This is a genomic window from Thermonema sp. (assembly GCF_026003375.1).
Lineage (GTDB): Bacteria > Bacteroidota > Bacteroidia > Cytophagales > Thermonemataceae > Thermonema > Thermonema rossianum.
This window is the reverse complement of record NZ_BPHD01000002.1, coordinates 470263-490887: the sequence shown is the minus strand read 5'-3', so window position 1 is coordinate 490887 and position 20625 is coordinate 470263. Positions and strand designations below refer to the sequence as shown.

The 20625-nt window shown below is 49.0% G+C and carries 20 protein-coding genes; 8 read left to right on the top strand and 12 right to left on the bottom strand.

The window, feature by feature from the left end; translation table 11 throughout:
• Positions 1-73: 73 nt before the first annotated feature.
• A complete protein-coding gene (gene lysA, locus QVE43_RS07235) occupies positions 74-1363 on the top strand; it encodes a diaminopimelate decarboxylase (protein WP_288005586.1) in 1290 nt (429 codons plus the stop codon).
• 48 nt (positions 1364-1411) lie between these two features.
• On the opposite strand, the gene QVE43_RS07230 is transcribed toward lysA, so the two are convergent.
• The 3 genes from QVE43_RS07230 to QVE43_RS07220 all read right to left on the bottom strand — a co-directional run bounded on the left by QVE43_RS07230 (position 1412) and on the right by QVE43_RS07220 (position 3741).
• Positions 1412-1987: a hypothetical protein gene (locus tag QVE43_RS07230; RefSeq protein ID WP_288005584.1), complete on the bottom strand. Its 576-nt coding sequence runs from the start codon at positions 1985-1987 to the stop codon at positions 1412-1414.
• Between the two features lie 62 nt (positions 1988-2049).
• Positions 2050-2826 (bottom strand): enoyl-CoA hydratase/isomerase family protein, encoded by a 777-nt coding sequence (locus tag QVE43_RS07225; protein WP_288005582.1) that lies wholly within the window; start codon positions 2824-2826, stop codon positions 2050-2052.
• Positions 2827-2853: 27 nt separating this feature from the next.
• Positions 2854-3741 carry a flavin reductase family protein gene (locus tag QVE43_RS07220; RefSeq protein WP_288005580.1) on the bottom strand — a complete coding sequence of 296 codons (888 nt, stop codon included), beginning with the start codon at positions 3739-3741 and terminating at the stop codon, positions 2854-2856.
• Between the two features lie 68 nt (positions 3742-3809).
• Between QVE43_RS07220 and QVE43_RS07215 the strand changes: the two genes are divergently transcribed.
• Complete coding sequence (locus QVE43_RS07215) at positions 3810-4169, top strand: hypothetical protein (RefSeq protein WP_288005578.1); 360 nt, start codon at positions 3810-3812, stop codon at positions 4167-4169.
• On the opposite strand, the gene miaA is transcribed toward QVE43_RS07215, so the two are convergent.
• Positions 4158-5075: a tRNA (adenosine(37)-N6)-dimethylallyltransferase MiaA gene (gene miaA / locus QVE43_RS07210; protein WP_288005576.1), complete on the bottom strand. Its 918-nt coding sequence runs from the start codon at positions 5073-5075 to the stop codon at positions 4158-4160. The two genes, QVE43_RS07215 and miaA, sit on opposite strands and share 12 nt — an antisense overlap.
• 46 nt (positions 5076-5121) lie before the next feature.
• On the opposite strand from miaA, the gene QVE43_RS07205 reads away from it, so the two are divergent.
• The 3 genes from QVE43_RS07205 to QVE43_RS07195 are packed head-to-tail and all read left to right on the top strand — an operon-like array spanning position 5122 to position 8415.
• Positions 5122-5619, top strand: coding sequence for a GAF domain-containing protein (locus QVE43_RS07205; RefSeq protein WP_038028503.1), 498 nt, complete (start codon positions 5122-5124; stop codon positions 5617-5619).
• A gap of 40 nt (positions 5620-5659) precedes the next feature.
• Positions 5660-6727: an outer membrane beta-barrel protein gene (locus tag QVE43_RS07200; protein ID WP_288005573.1), complete on the top strand. Its 1068-nt coding sequence runs from the start codon at positions 5660-5662 to the stop codon at positions 6725-6727.
• Complete coding sequence (locus tag QVE43_RS07195; protein WP_288005570.1) at positions 6724-8415, top strand: hypothetical protein; 1692 nt, start codon at positions 6724-6726, stop codon at positions 8413-8415. The genes QVE43_RS07200 and QVE43_RS07195 overlap by 4 nt, the downstream gene beginning before the upstream one ends.
• A 4-nt stretch (positions 8416-8419) precedes the next feature.
• Here the strand turns inward: QVE43_RS07195 and QVE43_RS07190 are convergent, their stop codons facing one another.
• The 6 genes from QVE43_RS07190 to QVE43_RS07165 form a co-directional block, all read right to left on the bottom strand.
• Positions 8420-8653, bottom strand: a complete 234-nt coding sequence (locus QVE43_RS07190; protein ID WP_157629996.1) for a hypothetical protein — start codon at positions 8651-8653, stop codon at positions 8420-8422.
• 74 nt (positions 8654-8727) lie between these two features.
• Positions 8728-9588: a CHAD domain-containing protein gene (locus QVE43_RS07185; RefSeq protein ID WP_288005567.1), complete on the bottom strand. Its 861-nt coding sequence runs from the start codon at positions 9586-9588 to the stop codon at positions 8728-8730.
• Positions 9581-10114, bottom strand: a complete 534-nt coding sequence (locus QVE43_RS07180) for a hypothetical protein (protein WP_288005566.1) — start codon at positions 10112-10114, stop codon at positions 9581-9583. The genes QVE43_RS07185 and QVE43_RS07180 overlap by 8 nt, the downstream gene beginning before the upstream one ends.
• Before the next feature lie 43 nt (positions 10115-10157).
• Positions 10158-11843, bottom strand: a complete 1686-nt coding sequence (locus QVE43_RS07175; RefSeq protein WP_288005564.1) for an AarF/ABC1/UbiB kinase family protein — start codon at positions 11841-11843, stop codon at positions 10158-10160.
• Between the two features lie 111 nt (positions 11844-11954).
• The gene (locus tag QVE43_RS07170; RefSeq protein ID WP_288005561.1) at positions 11955-12320 is read right to left on the bottom strand and encodes a phasin family protein; all 366 of its coding nucleotides are present in this window, start codon (positions 12318-12320) and stop codon (positions 11955-11957) included.
• A 156-nt stretch (positions 12321-12476) separates the two neighbouring features.
• Positions 12477-14120, bottom strand: a complete 1644-nt coding sequence (locus tag QVE43_RS07165; RefSeq protein ID WP_288005559.1) for an FMN-binding glutamate synthase family protein — start codon at positions 14118-14120, stop codon at positions 12477-12479.
• Between the two features lie 84 nt (positions 14121-14204).
• Here QVE43_RS07165 and QVE43_RS07160 point away from each other — a divergent pair, with 84 nt between their 5' ends.
• Positions 14205-14465 (top strand): 4a-hydroxytetrahydrobiopterin dehydratase, encoded by a 261-nt coding sequence (locus tag QVE43_RS07160; RefSeq protein ID WP_038028516.1) that lies wholly within the window; start codon positions 14205-14207, stop codon positions 14463-14465.
• Here the strand turns inward: QVE43_RS07160 and QVE43_RS07155 are convergent.
• Together QVE43_RS07155 and QVE43_RS07150 are read right to left on the bottom strand one after the other, a co-directional pair.
• Positions 14447-15898, bottom strand: coding sequence for a hypothetical protein (locus QVE43_RS07155; RefSeq protein WP_288005556.1), 1452 nt, complete (start codon positions 15896-15898; stop codon positions 14447-14449). The genes QVE43_RS07160 and QVE43_RS07155 overlap by 19 nt on opposite strands.
• Positions 15885-17366, bottom strand: a complete 1482-nt coding sequence (locus tag QVE43_RS07150) for a helix-turn-helix domain-containing protein (protein WP_038028519.1) — start codon at positions 17364-17366, stop codon at positions 15885-15887. Before QVE43_RS07150 ends, QVE43_RS07155 begins: the two co-directional genes overlap by 14 nt.
• Positions 17367-17576: 210 nt before the next feature.
• Between QVE43_RS07150 and aceB the strand changes: the two genes are divergently transcribed.
• Entirely contained in the window at positions 17577-19187 is a 1611-nt protein-coding gene (gene aceB, locus QVE43_RS07145) for a malate synthase A (RefSeq protein WP_288005554.1), read from the top strand.
• A gap of 59 nt (positions 19188-19246) precedes the next feature.
• A complete protein-coding gene (gene aceA / locus QVE43_RS07140) occupies positions 19247-20521 on the top strand; it encodes an isocitrate lyase (RefSeq protein WP_038028520.1) in 1275 nt (424 codons plus the stop codon).
• Positions 20522-20625: the final 104 nt, after the last annotated feature.

Genomic DNA, 20625 nt, shown 5'->3' with positions numbered 1-20625 from the left:
CAAAAACCAAACCATGCAAGCGTAAAATACACTATCTTTGTTCACATTTGTTCATAATCATAAAAGCAAAGCTATGGAACTTATTAACCGGCAATACTGCCTTCAGGGAATTCCACTCACCGGGCTGTGTGAGCAATTTGGCACCCCCTTGTATGTATATGACGCATCGAAAATAGAAGCACAGGTCAAACACATGCAGCAGGCTTTTCGCCAAATGCCGGTACAAATAAAGTATGCCTTGAAAGCGCTGAATAATCAAGCCATCTTGCAACTGATGAAGCGTTTGGGCGTGGGCTTGGATGCGGTGTCCATACAAGAAGTAGAATTGGGCTTAAAGGCCGGATTTGAACCGCATGAGATTTTGTTTACTCCCAATAGTGTGGACTTTGAAGAAATTAAGCGCGCGGTAGATTATGGCGTGGTGGTAAATATAGACAACATTTCTATTCTCGAGCAATTTGGACATGCCTACGGGGGCGAGGTGCCTTGCTGTATCCGTCTGAATCCGCACATTATGGCAGGCGGCCATCACAAAATCTCGACCGGGCATATCGACTCTAAGTTCGGTATTTCCATCCTGCAAATGCGCCACTTGCAACGGGTAATTCAAACCTATGGTATCCGGGTCAATGGCTTGCATATGCACACAGGCTCCGACATCTTGGATGCGGAGGTCTTCTTGCAGGGCGCGCGCATCTTGTTCGACATTGCCCGGGAGTTTCCCAACCTCGATTTCATCGACTTTGGCAGTGGCTTTAAAGTAGCCTATAAGGAAGGCGACGTGGTGACGGACCTCGAAACGCTTGCCAAGCGGTTGCAGTCAGAATACAAGTCTTTTAGCAAGGAATATGGCAAAGAAGTAGAAATATGGTTTGAGCCGGGCAAGTACTTGGTCAGTGAAGCCGGCTATCTGTTGGTCAAAGCCAATGTCGTAAAAACAACACCTGCCACTGTGTTCGTGGGCGTTAACTCCGGCCTGAACCATCTTATCCGCCCCATGATGTATGATGCCTATCACGAAATTGTGAATATATCCAACACCGAAGGGGCAAAACGTATCTATACGGTGGTAGGGTATATTTGCGAGACCGACACCTTCGGATGGGACCGCCGGTTGCATGAAGTGCGCGAGGGCGATATTTTGGCAATATGCAATGCCGGCGCCTATGGCTTTACCATGAGTTCCAACTATAATGCGCGCCTGCGCCCGGCAGAAGTATTGCTATACAAAGGAAAACCCTATTTGATTCGCAAGGCTGAAACACTCGACGACCTGTTGAGAAACCAAGTGCCGATGCCTTGGGATGAAGCAGAACGCACGGCAAAGCAGGAAGCATTAAATGAAGGAAAAATCAAGGAATAAATAAAAGAAGGGCTACGCAGCCCTTCTTTTATTTCTGGGGAAGTGCCATTACGGAGTACTGTCAGAAGGTACCGCTTGCCCTTGCAGCTCGCGGTCTATCTCCTCCATGGAAGGCGGGGTGCCGCCGGCTTCTTTTATCATCTCTGTCAGACGTTGCAGTTGCTCTTCGTAGTGTTTGAGCATCTCATCATGCCTTTTAAGCAAGTCTTGATGCTGCTTTTTAAACTTCTCTTCTTTCTTTTGCGCATACGCATCATCTACTTCTTTTTTCTTGTGACGAAGCACCGTTTCGCCATGGGCATCGAGACGCACGACATGGTCGGACAAGACCCGCGCATGCTCTTCGATGGTTTTTTGCAGCGCCCGGCTCAGCGAGTCGAAAGAAGCTGCCGGTGGGTTGGCTGTTTCCAAATAGGTATTACGCAAGCGCTGAAATAGCTCTTCATACTTACGATGCTCTTCTACCCAACGGCTGTGTTCCCGGAGCCATTGCTGGTGGCTTTCCTCGAGCCGTCGACTCATCTCCGGCGTATGCTTGAACTCTTTTTCTTCTTCTTTTTTTTCTTGTGAGCAGGCAAAGGTCATTCCTAATAACAAGATAATCAGGAGATAATAAGTTTTCATTGTTTTCTTCTTTTTCTTATGAAGATAAGAAGAGTGAAAAGATGTTCCAAGAATAAGCTTCTTTATTTCCCCTGATATTTTGGTTTTCGCTTCTCGAAGAAAGCCTGTACCCCTTCGAGGAAATCTTTGGTTAGGAAGTTTTTGCCTTGATTTTCGGCTTCCAGGTTCAGCGTTTCTTCCAAGGTGCTTTCCATGCCTTTGCGCAGGTTGGCTTTGGTATGTTTGATGGCAATGAAGGGACCTTCAGCCAGCTGCTGCGCCAAGGCGCGGGTAGCTTCCTGTAGCTCGCCGGGGGTCTCGTACAAGCGGTTGAGCATGCCGTAGTGGTGGGCTTCTTCGGCAGGCACCATGCTTGCCAGCGCCATCCATTCGAAGGCTTTTTGATAACCCACCATCCGGGGCAAGAAATAAGAACCACCCCCATCGGCAGAGAGGGCTATATTGGTGAATATTTGACTAAAACGCGCATCCTTTGATGCCAGCAACATATCGCAAGCCAATGCCAGATTGCAGCCCAAGCCCACGCATACACCACTGATAGAAGCTATCACGGGAATATCGGTATTGCGTATGGCTAAAATGGTAGGGTTGACGGCCGTTTTGAGGTAGGTGGTGACGTCGGCGCGCAATTCGTCGCCTGCCATGAGGTTGGCACCGCTGCTGAAATTCCCTTCGGCGCCTTGCAACACAATTACCCGCGTATCGTCCTGTTCGGCTTGTTGAATGGCAGCCAGCAGGCCGGTCATCATGTCTTTGGTAAGCGCATTCTTGCGGCGGGGGTTGTTCAAGGTGATGTATTTGACGTGCCCCTCTTGTTGAATAAGCAGTTGTTCACTCATAGTAATACTTGTTTAAAGCAGAATGAATTATTGGTTGTTTAATTGTAAAAGGTAGAGCCATGCTTTTTCTACTTCGTTGTTTCGCAGGTGCTGCTTGGCAAGGTCGTATATTGTTTCTTCGTCAGGCTTGCCGGCCAGTTGTTTGCGGTATTCTTCGCTTTGAGCAAAAGCTTTGACCTGTTCAGCAGGCGGCAAGGCTTCGTGCCGTGCCAGTTTGGCCAATTCGTTGGCAGTTAAGCGATTGGTTTCCAATAAAAAAGCCGGAAGTCCGTCGAATCCTATATTTTGTGTGCCACTGGGGTTGGGTACTTCAAACAGGGCATCGCCCGAAGCGCGCACATACCATAAGCCGCCCAAGCGCCCCACCAAATCAATTTTGTGCTGGTCTATTTTGCCGCCCTCATCCAAAATGTCTTCTTTGATGTGTACCATGACTACCTCACAAATGATAAGGTTGCCGGCGCCCCCTTCTTCGCCGGTAGCGATAATCTGTTTCACCTTGCACTCAAAAGCTACAGGCGACTCCCCTACACGGGGAGGCTTCACTTTCAGGGAAGGTACTTGTGTGAATCCGGCTTTAATAAATTCGTTGACGCCCTTGGGATACTCGGTGCTTGCCAGGGAGATTTGTTCTACCATGGCATAATTGACTACGTTGATTACCACTTCGCCCACTTCTTGAACATTTTCAAGGGTGTGTTTGGTGGTATTGTCACGCACCCGGCGTGCGGGCGAAAATATCAGGGTAGGCGGGTTGGAACCAAAAACATTGAAAAAGCTAAAAGGGCTTAGGTTTACATTGCCCCGGCTGTCGATGGTGCTGGCAAAGGCAATAGGACGCGGCGCCACTGCTCCCAGCAAATAGCCGTGCAGCTCCCGTGTGCTGATGTCTTTCGGGTCTATGGTTTTATACATAGAAAACAAAGGTTTGTTTGATAAAATACTTATTTATCTTTGTCAAAGATAAAAGAAATCACAGAACTATGGGATTTGCACCAATCATCATCTGGTCGATAGCTTTGGTGTTTTTCGTAGCTATGGTTGGGTATTATAGCTTGAAAAGGGCACAGGGCGAATATCAGCAGGCGATGGATACCTGGAAGCAGCTGAAAGCAAAAAGCCGTCATCAGACCTTGGCAAAAGTGCTCGATGCGACACATTCCATTGAGCAAATGCAAGAGTCGGTAAAGCGCTTTTTTGATGAATCCGGCACAAGCGCTTTGGATGAAGAAATCAAGGCTTTGATTCTTGCCCGTAAGCAACTGCTTATAGCCGAGCGACGTTATCATTATTACCGGACCCACCACCCGTCAAAAGCCATTGCCAAGCTGTTAGGCGTGTAAACGGCCAACTATGTGCTCAATGATTTGTGCGTGGGAGCGCCCTTCCATGTCTATCCATTCGAACGCCGGATGCTGATGGCGGAACCACGTAAGCTGTCGTTTGGCATAGCGCCGGGTATTCCGCTTGATAAGCTCCACGGCAGTAGAGCGATCATATTTTCCTTCCATGGCTTCAAATAATTCTTGGTAGCCCACGGTTTGCAAGGCAGTCAAATGGCGAAAAGGAAACAAAGCCTGTGCTTCTTCCCACAGCCCTTCTTGCATCATCATATCTACCCTTTGGTTGATGCGCTTGTAAAGGATGGGGCGGGGACGATGAAGCACAAAACCCACTATGCGGAAAGGACGCTTTGCAGCTGCCCGGCGTTTGAAGTAGGCGTAGGGGCGACCGGATGCCCGGCATACTTCCAGTGCACGTAATACACGCCTTGGGTTCTGCAGGTCTATTTCTGCGTAGCTTTCGGGGTCAAGAGCCAACAGCTCTTTCTGCAATGATTCTAAACCTTTTTGTTCAAGCTCTTGTTGCAATTGTTGCCGTATGCTCGGGGGAATTTCAGGGAAGTTGTCCAGTCCACTGCATACAGCTTTGATATACAAGCCGGAGCCGCCGGTAAGCAGCAGTGTGTCGTAACGCTCGAATAAAGAAGACAGCAGCCGAAGTGCATCGGCTTCGTACTTGCCGGCGCTGTAGTTGTCATGGATGGAGTGCGAAGCTATGAAATGATGCACAACGCCGCCCATTTCCTCTTGTGTAGGGCGGGCAGTGCCTATGCGCATCTCGCGGTAGATTTGCCGGGCATCTGCCGATACAATTTCTGTTTGCAGCGCTTGGGCCAACTCCACGCACAGCGCCGTTTTTCCTACCGCCGTAGGACCGGTAACTACCACCAAGGTTTTAGACTTCAAGGAAAATTTGTTTTAATTTATCAAGCAAAAATAAACAATTACAGCTATGGCAGAACAATTGACCATTCCTTCAACCGGCACAAAAAAAGACATTTATGCTGCAGTGGTGCCACAAATTGAAGCCTTGATTGCTTCGGAATCTGATTTGGTTGCCAACTTGGCAAATATTGCAGCTGTTTTGAAGCAAGCGTTTGATTTCTTTTGGGTGGGCTTTTACCTGGTAAAAGACGGGCAGTTGGTGTTAGGACCTTTCCAAGGTCCCTTGGCATGCACCCGCATTCCCTTCGACAAAGGCGTGTGCGGTGCCTGCTATCGCGAAAAACAAACACTCATAGTGCCCGACGTAGAAGCCTTCCCCGGCCACATTGCCTGCAGCTCGGAATCCCGTTCGGAAATAGTGGTGCCGGTGCTGCTCAATGGTGAGGTGCGCATGGTGATTGATGTGGACAGCAAGGCCCTCAATGACTTTGACGAGCAAGACAAAGAGGGACTCGAGCAAGTGGCGGCAGCCATTAGTCGTTGGCTGGCAAAATACGGTGACTAATGCCGTCTGATAAAGCAGACACGACAAAACTTATCGTACCATGAGTAAAAGCAATTTATTTTATCTGTTCTGTTTGTTTTTTCTTAGCGGCTACATCACTGCCATTGCCCAAAACGACAGCTTGCCCATTCCTAAGGTCCGGTGGGAAGTTTACGGCGACACCTATTTCGCCTATGATGCCAATGACCCGCCACAACAAAATGTAGTGCATACATTGACGCACCCGGCTTATCACAACCAATTCTCCGTAAGTCTTGCTTACCTCAAGGCAAGCATAGCAGAAGAAATCTGGCGTGCCACACTCGCCTTGGCTACCGGCACCTATATGGCTACCAATTACGCTTCTGAGCCCGATTGGGCACGCTATGTGCTTGAGGCCAATGCCGGCGTGCGTTTAGCCGGGCGCTGGTGGCTCGATGCCGGCGTTTTCTCTTCTTTTTTGGGCTTTGAGTCGCCTGTGTCCGCAGACAATGCCGTGTATAGCCGTTCCTTTATTGCCGAAGCCACCCCTTATTATGAGGCAGGGGTGCGCCTGACCTTCCTGCCTGCCGAACGCTGGCAAATCATTGCTTCTTTCCTGAATGGATGGCAGCGCATTGCCGATAACAACCGGGACAAGGCACTGAGTGCTCAAATACAATATTATCCTGCACAAGGGCTTACGCTGAGCTATGCTACTTTTTATGGTAACGAAGGCGTGAACGCTACTTCTCTTTGGTGGGTGCACAACCCCTTTGTGTACTATGAAAAGGACAGCTGGAGCCTGCTCGTAGAAGGGCTATTGGCGACCGCCCGCAGCAGTCAACAAAAAAACGAGGCATGGGCTGTAAATATCACGGGAAATTATTACCTTACAGAAAAGTGGAGTATCAATGCCCGTATCGAGCATTTTCAGGATGAAAATGAGATTTTTTATACTACGGCCACGCCCAACGGTTTTGTGAATACTTCATGGACTTTGGGAGCAGCCTATAGTCCCGTGAAACAGGTCAAGTGCCGTTTGGAGTGCCGTCCGTTTTATTCAAAAGATGAAATTTACTTGAAATCGAATACTACCACTTCTAACCAAAGCGTTTTAATATCAAGTGGAATTTCGTGGCGGTTTTGAAGAATAAAAAGTGGCTGACAGTTGGACTATTGGGCGGAACCTCTTTACTCGCCCTTTTCTATGTGTTGCATCTGCCCATGCAGGCGCATGAAGCCGGCAGTAAGCGCTTGGTTATTTTTACCTTATGTAGCGAGCAGCTTTCAGATGAGGCGCTTCCCGAAGGGGATTATTACCGTTTGTATGAGCCCTTGCAGCCGGAAGAGGCTTCGCAAGACGAAAGGCTGCTGAAAACACCCGGGCAATTGCGCCGGCTGGCACAGCATTACGAAGAACTCTATGTCTTGGGATCCGGCTTGCCGCCTGCTTTCTTGGCAGTGCTCGACAGCTTGCCCGTAAAAGTGCAATGGTTGCCGGCGCTTTGCGAGGGCGTACAGGCTGTGGAAGTGACGCCCAAGTACATGCTCGATAGCCTGCAGGTGTCTGTTACCTGGACAGGCAAGCCCGAGTTGAGTATTTTATTGCCCAATGGTAGCCAAACATCTATAAAAACCGCTGCTACTGCACAGCCCTTCAAAGAGCGCTTTTCCGTGGCTTTTTCGCCTTTGGCCTGGATGCCCATAGGCATTGTATATGAAAGTGATACGCTGTGGTGCAATCAACCGCAGTTGACACGGGGCAATGTTCGTACGCTCATTATTGAAGGTGCGCCACGGGCAGAAAGCAAGTTTCTGAAGTCATGGATAAAAAAGCAAGGCGGTGAGTATGCCTTGCGTTCCCATATGAGTGAGGGAGTTTATGCCGAAGAGTGGCATGCGAGTGAACCAATGTCTTTACAAAAAATTACGCCCGGGGTGCTGGCGCATTTTGACTGGCTTCTTATAGATGAAGCCGGTTGGCAGAGCCTGAGCAGTCAAGAGCAAGCTTGGGTGCTGTCAGAAGTGAAAAATAAGGGTTTGGGGGTGCTGTGGATATTTAGTGAAGGCAATACACGTTACCCGTCTTACCGGATGTTGCCTGCGCGTGTAAAGGAAGTGCGCGGTACGGTTCGCCTGGAAAACCACACTTTAGGGGAGTTGCCTCTTGGCGGGTGGCGCATTCGCACTGCGCAAGGGGTGCTCGTGCTTGCTGCCGACGAAAAAGGACAGGCATTGACCGTTTGCGAAAACTATGGGCGTGGTAAGCTGGCTATGACCACCATCGACAACACCTACAGTTGGTTTTTGGGTGGAAATATAGAGTCTTACCAACGCTATTGGTTGTTTGTAGCCGGTGCGCTGGCACGTCCTTATGCCCCCGAGGCTTTGTGGAAGCTCCCGGCGGTAGCCTTTGCCCGCCACCGGCTCGATTTCCGCCTTTACAGCAAGCAATCTGTGCGGGAAGCCTATGTTTTGGAAGAAAATACCCGGCGCTACCCCTTGAACCTTACCCGGCAACTATCTGATATGACGGTTTGGCAGGGCGCGTGGTATCCGCCTTACGAAGGGTTCTATCAATGGGTAGCCATTGCAGACAAAAGCACGAAGGTAGCTCAAAGAGGTATGTGGATAAGTCGAATGCCCGCCTCTTGGATGGCTGCCGGGCGTTATGCTTATATGGAGCAGTGGTACCAACGGCAAGCCGGCCATCCGGCAAAAACAAAAGGAGCAGTAAAGAAAGCAGAAAATAAAAAAATACCCGCTTGGGTATGGGCATTCATTGCTTTGGGAGCTATGTCCGCTTTTTGGTTATGGGAGCGGCTTAGGACATGAAAAACTAAGCCGGTGATTTCGTTCGTTGCTTGACGGGCGTCGAGTACCACCGATCTACCAGCAAATCCTCTGTTCTTCCACCCGGCGGCAGGTCTATGATAGGAAACCCCCCATTGCCGGGCAACCCTCCATCATCATCGCCATCAGAGGGGAAGTTGGGCTTGCCGATAGAGCGCACCATCACCCACGCTATCACAGAGAAGCAACACACGCACACAAGGAAATAAAGGGCAGCCATGTCATTAGCATCTAAATGTTACCTATGATAAAGGTACAAAATAAATTGTAAATAGTCAATAGCTGCGACAGAATTTATTTTTGACTGTTTGCTTCTGCTTCGAAGAATATTAAACGCTTGATCTTGTATTGCTTATCCAGAAACTTGCGGACTTTTTTCTGTAGCTTTTTTCGTTCGTCTTCTTCTTGCATATGGGCAAGCTTGCGAAGCAAGAGGTACTCAGGGCTTAGTAGAATGCTTGCTTCTTCTTTTTCTATTTCGGTCAGTGTCTGATTCATAACCGTAAGGTCATGCCAATGCCCCAGTTGGCGTGCCAGCCTTTTTAAGTAGGAATAAAATTCCGGAAGAGGCTCACAAGTAGTCTCTACAATGTACATGCTTTCTTTGAGGTACTTACGCACCTTGTGCATGCTCTCCTCATCGTTATTCTTGAGCTTTTTGTAAGTCTTCTGTTTCAGTTGCTTGAGATGCATGCGCAGCAAGCGGGCAGTTTGTGCGTCGTCGCTGTAATACAGCAGCAGCTTGACACGCTTTTTGGTCTCTGTCAGTGGCCTCAGGTCAAATTCATGCAGGCTGTCTTGTAGTTGGATGCGCGCTTTTTCCCGCTTCTCCTTCAGGTAATGATGATAAAACTCGAACCGGCTTTTCAGGTAATAAAACGACTTGATAAGCTCTTCTTGCACTTGTGTATCTCTGATAATACCTAAGACAGGGTACACCGGCCGGAAGAGCCCCTTTATTGATTGCTTATCTATCTTGTCGGGGCGGATAAAATGTGCCAGATGCAACAGGGCACGAAAGCGTTTCATGCCCACACGCACATCGTGAATGGCAGTGGTTTCAAGCTGCAGGGCAGCCTCCCAATGACTCACAATTTCATGATGGGCTTCATCTAAACAGGTACTTATTTTTGGATAAAAATACCGGCTACTCATGGCGTATATTGGGGGTTTGTCTTACTTTTTGTTGAAAAGTAAGCTCATCTAAAAACATAATCAGGCGGGTATAGTCACGTATAGACAGCCATGAAATATTATAAGGCATGCTTTTTAGCAGTTGAAAACCACGCTTGCGGTGTATTACCAACAGACGTTGCCAGCCGCCCTTTTGAAAACTGATTTCAAAACCGTTGAACTCTTCAAGGGGAATCGTGTTTTTCGTAAGCAGGCGCCGGCGCATCAACACCCACATCCACAGCATATTATAGCGAAAGGGCATATCTGTAATGCTTATGTTATTGCCTTCCACATGTAACTGAAAAAATGAAGGCTTGATATAAATTTCCAACAAGCGGAACAGAACGGTAGCCAGCAATACGCCGGTGAAAACATGTGGATAAAGAACCGGCGTAAAGAAATAGTGGACAATTAAGGCAATGCCGGCAGCGTAGCGACTCAATGATACCAAATCGCTGAATAGCAAATAACCGACGTAGCGCTTCCTGTTGTGTACGATAAACATAGCTTTTTCCGAACCACCATCCAAGTTAGCAAAAATATGGCAATCATTCTTTGCGCTTGAGGGTCAGCAGCAACAAAATGGTGGACAAGATGCCGGCAATGATCCAGCTGATAAGCGTCACGTAAGAAATGCCCCATAATTGGGGAATGTGTTGTCCGTAATCTACACGCAGGCTAAGACCGGAGAAGATAAGCAGGGCAGCAATAAGGATCGTCAATGACAAGCGGCGGATAAGCGATTCCATTTCACTGAGCAGCTCCTCGTATCCGGTGACTTGCATATTGAAGTGCAGCTTTCCTTGGCGCAGCTTGCCTAAGATGGTACGTACATCATCCGGCATTTGAGCAACCAGGTAACCGATTTGCAGGAATGTGTTGGCAAATTCGGCACGCATGTTTTCCCAAGAAAACTGTTCTGCCAGTAGTTTGGCACCATAGGGCTTGACAGCCTCGAGTGTGTCAAATGCCGGGTATATTTGCAGCCCAATGCCTTCAAGAATAGCCAGGGCACGCAGTATGAGGAATATATTGCCCGGTATTTGCAAGCTGTGCTTGTAGGCAATGCGTTGCAGACGCTCGGTGAAAAGCGTCATGCCTGCTTCCCCCGTATCGAGTATGACCAAGTCTTCGATAAGCTCTTCGAGGTCCTGCTCCAGCTCTTTGATATCTTCTATTTCGTGTTCTATTGCCAGTTGCTGCAGATTAAGCGCCATGCGTCGGGGGTCGCGCTGTGCCATGCCTATGAATACACCGGCAAAAGCAAAACGTTGAGCACGGCTTAGCTTACCTACCATACCGTAGTCAAGCAGGATAATATCCCCGTTGGGGCGCACCAATACGTTGCCGGGGTGGGGGTCTGCATGGAAGAAGCCATATTCAAAAATCTGCATGAGGTAAAGCTGAAGCCCACGTTGTGCCAGTATTTCGGGCGAGAGCCCCCAGGCGCGCAGCTGCTTGGTGTCGGTGATTTTGCAGCCGCTGACAAACTCCATCGTAAGCACCCGTTTGCTCGACAGCTCGCGGTAGGGCTTGGGAATATAGAGGCGGGGAACATGCTTGTATAGCTTCCGGAACTGCTCTATGTGACGAAGCTCATGTTGGTAGTCCAACTCACGCAGCAGGCTTTTTTCAAAAGCCTCTACTATCTCGTTGGGGTTCAGTATGCCAAGGTTTTTGAAGTAGTTTTCTGTGAGTTTCACCAGCTCTTTAATGAGCTGCAGGTCGGTGTGTATTTTGGTTTCTATGTCGGGGCGCTGCACCTTCACCACCACATCTTCACCGCTATGCAGGCGTGCGCGATGCACTTGCCCGATGGAAGCCGAGCCCAAAGGGATTTTATCAAAGAAAGCGAATAACTCATCCACAGGGCGCTGTAGTTCCTCTTCTATAATGCGCAGGGCTTCTTCATAAGGGAAAGGGGGCACATTGCTTTGCAGCTTTTCCAGCTCTTTGATAAGCGGGTCGGGCAGCAAGTCCGGGCGGTTGCTTGCTACTTGTGCCAGCTTTACAAAAGTGGGTCCCAGCTCTTCTACAACCATGCGTATGCGCTCCCAGGTAGTATAGGAAAACACGGGGCGTTCGCCTCGAAACCAGTCAGACTGCTGGCGTGCAGGAATCAATTTGCGCAGTGGCGTAGTAGTGACAAATTCCTCAAAGCCGTACTTCAGCAAGATGTTGATTACTTGCCGCAGCCTGTTGATATTGCGTATGGTTTGGAAGACGGTTGCCATGCTGTTGTTCAGTGTGGTTTTTTAAAAATAAGCATTTTTAAAAAAGAAGACCGATTGAATACCTTCAACCGGCCTTGCTTTCTATATGAAAGTCAAACCTTTACTTTTTGATTAAGCTTTGGCTTCTTCTGATTTTTTAGCCTTGCCGGCTTTGCTGCCTTCTTGAGCGGCCGTTTGCTCTGCCAAAGCTTTTTCCAGCTTTTCTACACGTTTGAGCACTTCGTTCAAGTCGTCTTCTGTTACGAACTTAAGCTTTTTGCTCACTTTTTCTACCAAGCTTTGCAGCTGAGTTTCAAACTCTTCGCGCTTGGTTTCAGTGTTCTTCAAGAACTCGTCTACGATTTTTTTACCTTCGTCGGTAGAAAGCTTGCTTTCTTCTACCAGCTTATCTACCGTTTGCTTCAGCGTTTCGGCAGTGATGGAAACCAAACCTACGCTGGTGTAGATGAATTTTTTTACAACTTCTTGCATATCCATAATTATACTTTTTTAAGTGAAACTTTTATACAATACAAATATAACCATTGTTTTAATTCATTGCAAATGAAAATGTTAATTTTTTTATATCAAAATATGAATACTATCTGTTTTATTGTACTTTTTTTATATTCTCTTGAACTTTAAACTTGGGGTTTACTTTTGCAGGCTATTTTTGAAGCCGCTTTGCACTTCAGAGGGGGCAGAGAAGCTCTGTGCCAACCCGCCCAGGTAGCTGCAGTTTTTTAGTGACTCCATGCCTTGAAATGCCACCTTTTGTTTTTTATATCCGAAGGCATCTTCCAATGTTTGACGGGTTTTGATATCGCCCATGCCCACTTCTATGTCTTCCATGGTCATTTGGCAGGGGTGTTCATAGCCGCAAGCGTGGGTAAGCTCCAAGAGCTCCTTCCGGAATACATTCATATAGTTTGCCAGACGATATGATTTGTCGGTAGGGTCCAAGCCTGACACCAACCACTTATTTTGTGTGGCAACTCCCACGGGGCAGTGGTTGTTATGACACTTTTGTGCCTGAATACAACCGATGGCCATCATGGCTTCGCGGGCTACATTGATGATATCTACCCCCATGGCAAAAGCCATCATGGCACGTGCCGGAAGCCCCAGCTTGCCCGAGCCTATAAATACCACCCGGTCGGTAAGACCGCGCTCAAGAAAAATTTGATAAACGGCCGTAAAGGCAAAAATGAATGGCAGCGATACATGGTCGGCAAAGTGGGGGGGAGCAGCCCCGGTACCCCCTTCGCCGCCATCAATGGTGATGAAGTCGGGTCCGGTACCGCGCGCCATCATTAGGTCGGCAAGCTCTTCCCAGTATTCCAGTTTACCTACTGCCGCTTTGATGCCCACCGGCAGCCCTGTGTTCTCTGCAATGGACTCCACAAAGTCCAGCAGCTCGGGTACATTGCGGAAGGCGGTGTGTGCCGAAGGTGAAAGTGCCGGTGTGTAGGGCTCAATGCCCCGTATTCGTGCAATTTCGGGCGTCACCTTCTTGGCAGGCAAGATGCCGCCCTTGCCCGGCTTGGCACCTTGCGATAGCTTGATTTCTATGGCACGAACAAAGGGATGTTGCTGCACCAAGTCCACCAGCTTGCTCATCGAAAAACGTCCTTGGGCATCTCTTACGCCAAAGTAACCGGTTCCAAAATGAAAAATCACGTCGGCGCCGTGGCAGTGATAAGGCGAGAGCCCGCCTTCGCCTGTATTGTGCCAGCAACCACACATCTTGGCGCCTTTATTCAAGGCTGTTACTGCATTCTTTGATAAAGAACCATAGCTCATTGCCGATATATTGATGATAGAGTAAGGACGCCAGGGGCGCTTTCGTCCATTGGCCAGCCCCATCACCTTGGCAGAGGGCAGAAAGTAGGGGTCGGTCGTATTGGGGTGCCCTTCCGGTGGCACATAAGGAAACAAGGATGGGTTTATGAACACATGACCTTGTGCATACACATCGGCATCGGTGCCGAATCCTTGGTAGTTGTTTTGTTTTTTGGCAGAGGCATAAATCCAGGAACGTTCGGCACGGTTAAAAGGGCGTTCTTCGCGGTTGTGTGCCACAATATATTGCCGTAGTTCCGGACCAATGGACTCAAGCAGATAACGTAGCCTGCCCACTACCGGAAAGTTGTGCTTGATGGTGTGCTTTTTATTGAAAAAGACGTCTTTGACTGCCATATAAAGCAGGACAATGGGCACCAAGAACCACAAAAAGTGCAGGCTGAGTTCTTCCCAGCGTATAATGCTTTCCACAAATGATTGAATATTTTTCCACATAGTATCCCTTTTTAGAGCTTAGTTACGATAGAAAGGAATTTACTAAATTTCAGGAGATAGACAGGGGCATTTAAAGAAAAAGGTATGGAAAAAATTCACTGGAAAGAAGAAAACAATGCTTTGCACGCCGAGTTGCAGTTCGCTGATTTCAAACAGGCATTCGCTTTTATGGTGCAGGTAGCCTTGCTTGCCGAGCAGCTGAATCACCACCCCGATTGGCGCAATGTGTATAACCGTCTGGAAATAAAACTAAGCACACACGATGCCGGCAATGTAATTACCGAACAAGACCGCCGGATGGCAGAGGCCATTAGTCATTTATATGCTCAATGGGGCAAAAAATAAAGGGCAGGGGCATGCCGTTGCATGCGCTTGGCAAAGGTGAGGGCTTCTTCATAACTGTGTCCTTGAAATTCGGCACTTTCCAAATGCAAAAGCGGAAAGCCCAAGAAAGGATGCGGAAGTACCCATATTGCCTGCTTGCGCAGTTTTTGAAGTTGGGCTTCCGGATAAAAAAGCAGGGCTGCATCGCTTACTAAAAGGGGGCGGTATGCAAGCGCTTGGTGAAAGTGCACATGCAGGCGAACATCAGGGGGCAGGTACAAAGCCGTAGCCAAAGCAAGCGCACTGTGTATTTCGCCCTTGCCTTTGGTGTAGCTTACAAGCCGTTGAGCCGCTTCTTTGTAAGGTGCATGGAAGGTAGCATAAGGTAACAAACGTTGTGTGGAAACCCAGCAAGCCCATCCCACGCCCAAGCCCATCAACAGGCTTCGCAGGAGCACACGGGAGGCAAGCATGTGTGTCATCAATTGCACCAAAGCCACATAAGCAATGAACACACTCAATAAAATGCCGCGGGGAGCCTTGGGCAAAAAGCTCATCAGCAGCAAAAGCCATAAGGCAAGAAAGTAAAGTATTGACTCTTGTCTTTGAGAGGGTATGTCTTTCAGGCGTAGCCACCAAAACAAAAGCAGCAGCACCCCTGCCAACGCCAATGGCTCATATTGCAAAAGATATTTGAAGTGAAAAAGTATGTCCAAAGAGCTTGCCTGCCGGAGATAATCTTTTCGGAAAAACAATGCCACCCAAGCAGCCGGATAACGCCACCAGGGAATCCCTTGCAAAGCACCTGTAAACATTAGCAAGAAAGGCACCCACAGCATGTGAACGCCTTGGCGCAGATAGCATATCAGATGACCGTGATGGCGGCCGGTCATAAGCCGGTAACCGTCGTGTAGCCATAAGCCGGTAAGCCAAAAGATGGACTTATACTCGAGCGTCAGGCAGATGCCCCACCAAAGCGCTTCGGCAAGCGTAGGCAACAGCCGGTTTGAGCGATTCTTATAAAGCCGCCACCACACAGTAAATCCCAGCAGAAAGAAGGCGGTTGTTTGTATGCCCCCATTGTGATAAAACAGCAGTGGGGTAAATTGCAATAAGACAAACAAGCTGAGGCGCTGCCACCGGCTACAAGCTACTTGAAAGCACCAATAAACGCTAATGAGCGCATAGAGCCCGGCTGTGAGTACTATCCACGCTTCTATGGATGCAAACAAGCGCCAAACAGCAGCCAAAATCAGCTGATACAGAGGGGCTAAGTGATGGAACAGCTCGTTAAAGTGCCCTGTTGCCAGCTGCTGGGCATTCCACGCATAGCGATGGGCGTCGTAGTCGGGCAGGTGAAAGCCGGGTGCGTAGTAAAGGTGCAGTATGACCATGCCGGCTACTGCCAGGCAGCTCATGCCGGCATTCATCAGGCTTGTTTTAAGATTGTTCATAATGTTGCACCAATTGTTGCAAAGCTTTCAAGCGTGCCTGATGACGCTGCTTTTCTTCCAGTACTACTGCAGGTGCCGCACGTTCCTTGCAATCGGGAGCGCTGCAACGTTCGCAGGTTTCACCCACTTTCCGGCCGCTCAGCTGTGCATTTTCAAGAAAGCGAAGCTTTTGTTTTGTGTTATCGTTAAGCAAAATGCCTATGGACACACTGCTTAAAGTAGCCGGTGTAGGGTACATGGAGCGCGCCATGGTGAGCACCCAATAGCGGTTGGGGCTGTCTATGTATTCCGATATTTGGGCATCGCAAAGGTAGCCCTCGTGCCGTTGGTTTTGCATGGACTGCAGCACCTGCAGCGATACCCAGCGCCGGCAGTAATGTTCATGCAAGGCAGTAGCATGAGGGTTGTGCAATTGCCCCAAGTGCATTTCTTTGGTTAAGCGCACTTTTTGGGAGGCGGTGTCCATACTAAAACGCAAGAAAAACAGCTCTTGCAGCCCCAAAAAATGAGGCAAAAGATTGGTGAAACGATGCAGCAATGTTTCGGGTGTTACCACATAGCGCTCGAGCAGTGCCAGCCAAGCCGAGGGTTGCCATCCGGGCATGTTCAGGAGCGACTCTATTTGAGGAAGCAAACTTGCCACAGGCAGCAGCAAAGCACCGGCAAAATAAGAGGCTTTGAAGTTGTTTAAAACTTCTTCAAAAGAGCTGATGGTAACCCATGAAAAAGTATAGGGGCGTGGCGAAAGAGACAAGTGGGCAAAGCCCAGCTCACGTGCCAATACGAAGCGTCTTTGGGCTTCAGACAAACGACGGTTTATTACCAACAGGCGTTTCTTAGGAATAAAAACAGAACGCAAGGCATACAACGCTTCTTGTTGGAAATTTTCATAAATGACCTGAATCCCCATGTGTTCGCGCAAAACGCCGGCAAGGGTATGACTGTCCGTCTCTTGCGAGGGCAGGTATTGTTGGCGAAAGTGGGTCGCTGCTTCTTCCAGGTCTTCAAAGTAGTTGTTGTGCATTTCTTGGTAGGAACGCAGCACAGAAAAGAAAAACTGCTCTACCTGCATGTCATAGTTCCGGCTGATTTCGATCAGGGTGCTTACAAAAGCGCTGAGCTTGGCCGGTGCATCGGCCAGCAGCTCAATAAGTTTGGCTTTGTCTATGCCCAATACTTCTAAAGGAAGCTCCTGCAACAAATTGGACTGCAGAAGCTCGGTCAGTGGGGCCAACTTGGGGTGCAGCTGAAGCGACACCAGCCAGTCGTAGCTTACTTCGAGGGCTTCTGCCAGGGCAGCAATTTTATCGGCTTTGGGGTATTTTTTACCTTTTTCTATTTCGTTCAAATAAGACACCGAAATGCCGGTGCGTTGCGAAAGTGTCTGCAACGACAAGCCTTTTTCCTGGCGCAATTGTCGAAGCTTAAGACCAAAGGTTAACCGGATGTTTTGTTCGTGCAGTGCCATGTCTGTGTTTTATTCGGCTTTTGTGCTGTTTTACCGCTTTTTATTGCGAAGGCAGCGGCATGCCCGCTTGCCTTTTACATAGGTTTGATTGCACAAAATAAAGAAGTTTTTGCGAAAAAATAAATTTAGCGAAAATTCGCTTGTTTTTTATTTTTCGCTTTTTTACATTTGAATCATACAACACAAACTATCAATTAAAAACATTGAGCCATGTCCACACCTGTTACCACCGAAGGCATTCGTATCACAGCCCCCTTGCATGAACGCTATGAAGAGATATTGAGTCCGGAAGCCCTGCGCTTTGTGGCTCACCTGCACCGCACCTTCAATGCCAAGCGCAAAGCACTTCTGGCAGAGCGGGAGGCGCGTTTCCAAGCCATCAGTGAAGGGCAGCCCCTTACTTTTCCAAAAGAAACAGAAGAAATAAGGGGCGGCGATTGGCAGGTAGCGCCCATACCGCAGGACCTGCAGGACCGCCGGGTAGAGATTACCGGTCCGGTTGACCGCAAGATGATTATCAATGCGCTCAACTCAGGCGCCAAGGTGTTTATGGCGGATTTTGAAGATGCCAATTCGCCCACGTGGACCAACTGCGTCGAGGGGCAAATCAATCTGTATGATGCCATCCGGCGCCAAATAGACTTTACTGCCCCCAATGGCAAACAATACAGCCTTAAAGAAAAAGTGGCGGTGTTGAAAGTGCGCCCCCGCGGCTGGCATCTGCCCGAAAAGCATGTACTCATTGACGGCGAGCCTGTCTCGGCTTCCTTATTTGATTTTGGCTTGTATTTCTTCCATAATGCCAAAGAGCTGTTGGCTCGCGGTTCCGGTCCCTATTTCTATCTGCCCAAATTGGAAAGCTATCAAGAAGCTGCCCTGTGGAACGAGGTTTTTGTGGAGGCACAACAATACCTTGACATTCCCGTGGGCACCATCAAAGCCACCGTGCTGATAGAGACCATCACGGCGGCTTTTGAAATGGAAGAAATCATTTATGCCCTGCGCGACCACATGGCAGGCTTGAATGCCGGACGTTGGGACTACATCTTCAGTGCCATCAAGAAATTCAGAAACCGGCCGGAGGTGCTCTTCCCCGACCGCGCTCAAGTAACCATGACCGTGCCTTTTATGCGCGCCTATGCCATGCGTGTGGTGCAGGCTTGCCATTTGCATGGTGCCCATGCCATTGGCGGCATGTCGGCTTTTATTCCCAGCCGCAAAGATGAGGAAGTGAATCGCCGCGCCTTCGATAAAGTGTATCAAGACAAGGCGTTGGAAGCACATACCGGCTACGATGGCACTTGGGTAGCGCATCCCGACTTGGTGCCTGTGGCATTACAGGCTTTCAAAGAGGTGCTTGGCGACAGCGTGCATCAAAAAGACGAAAAGCGTTCGGCGGCTTATGTCATTACCCCCAACGACCTGACCAACTTCCATGTAGAAGGTGGAAAAATTACCGAACAGGGCGTGCGCACCAATATCAATGTGGGGATTCTCTACATTGAGTCCTGGTTGCAAGGCGTGGGGGCGGCTGCACTTTATAATTTAATGGAAGATGCGGCGACTGCCGAAATATCGCGCGCCCAGCTGTGGCAATGGTTGCACAATCCGCGTGCCATATGGGACGACGGGCGCCGCCTCACCCCCGAGCTTTACGGGCGTCTGAAAGCCGAAGAAGTAGAAAAGATAAAACAGCTGCTGGGCGCCGACCGTGTGGCAACAGGCAAGTTGCAACAGGCAATAGAGCTTTTCGACCGTTTGGTGCTGGAAAAAGACTTTATCGACTTTCTGACCCTGCCGGCTTATGAACTTTTGGACTAAGTCCTTGAATCTGAACCCCTAAGAAACCCCTTATAAAAACCTTAAAAACACGAACCCCTATGAACAAGCAAGAAAGAATCGCTCAATTGGTCAACGAATGGAACACCAATCCGCGTTGGAAAGGCATTGAACGCCCTTATACTGCCGAAAAGGTGGTGTCTTTGAGTGGCAGTGTGCAAATAGAGTACACCTTGGCAAAGCGTGGTGCCGAAAAGTTGTGGAAACTGCTGCACACCGAGCCTTTTGTGGCCGGTTTGGGGGCGCTGACCGGCAACCAGGCGGTGCAGGAAGCACAAGCCGGCTTGAATGCCATTTACGTGAGTGGGTGGCAGGTGGCTGCCGATGCCAACCTGGCCGGTGAAATGTATCCGGACCAAAGCCTGTATCCTGTCAACAGTGTGCCCATGTTGGTAAAACGCATCAACAATGCTTTTATGCGGGCAGACCAACTGCAGACACTTTCGGGCGAAGGTAATATTGATTACTTCTTGCCCATTGTGGCAGATGCAGAAGCAGGCTTTGGTGGCAACCTGAATGCCTTTGAGCTGATGAAAATGATGATTGAGGCAGGCGCGGCCGGTGTGCATTTCGAAGACCAACTGTCGTCGGCAAAAAAATGCGGTCATTTGGGCGGCAAAGTGTTGGTGCCTACCCAAGAAGCCATACAAAAGTTGGTGGCGGCACGTTTGGCTGCCGACATCTGCGGGGTGCCCACTGTCTTGATTGCACGCACCGATGCCGATGCCGCCAATTTGATTACCAGCGACATTGACCCGCGCGACCGGCCTTTCATTACCGGCAAACGCAGTGCAGAAGGCTTCTATTATGTGAAAAACGGAATAGAACAAGCCATTGCCCGCGGTTTGGCATATGCCCCCTATGCCGATTTGTTGTGGATGGAGACTTCGCATCCGGACTTGGGCGAAGCTCGTGAATTTGCACAAGCCATCCATGAAAAATATCCGGGCAAGCTCTTGGCTTACAACTGCTCGCCTTCGTTCAATTGGGCAGCGAAGTTGTCTGAGTCGGAGATGGCTACTTTCCGTGAAAAGTTAGCCGAGATGGGCTATAAGTTCCAGTTCATCACTTTGGCAGGTTTCCATGCTTTGAATACGGCCATGTTTGAATTGGCAATGGCTTACAAGCAGCACGGCATGTTGGGCTACTCACAGCTGCAGCAACGCGAATTTGCTTTGCAGGAAAAAGGCTTCAAGGCAGTGAAACACCAAAGCTTTGTGGGAGTGCCTTATTTCGATGCCGTTCAAGAAACAGTGACCGGGGGCCTGGCTTCCACACTCGCCTTCAAAGGCTCTACCGAAGAAGAGCAGTTTTAAGCTTTGTTTTCAACAGTTTTTAAAATCCATATAACGAAAGATAGGTTTTAAAAAGGCAGTCCTTACTGAGGGCTGTCTTTTTGCTTGTTTTGAGGGCAATTGTT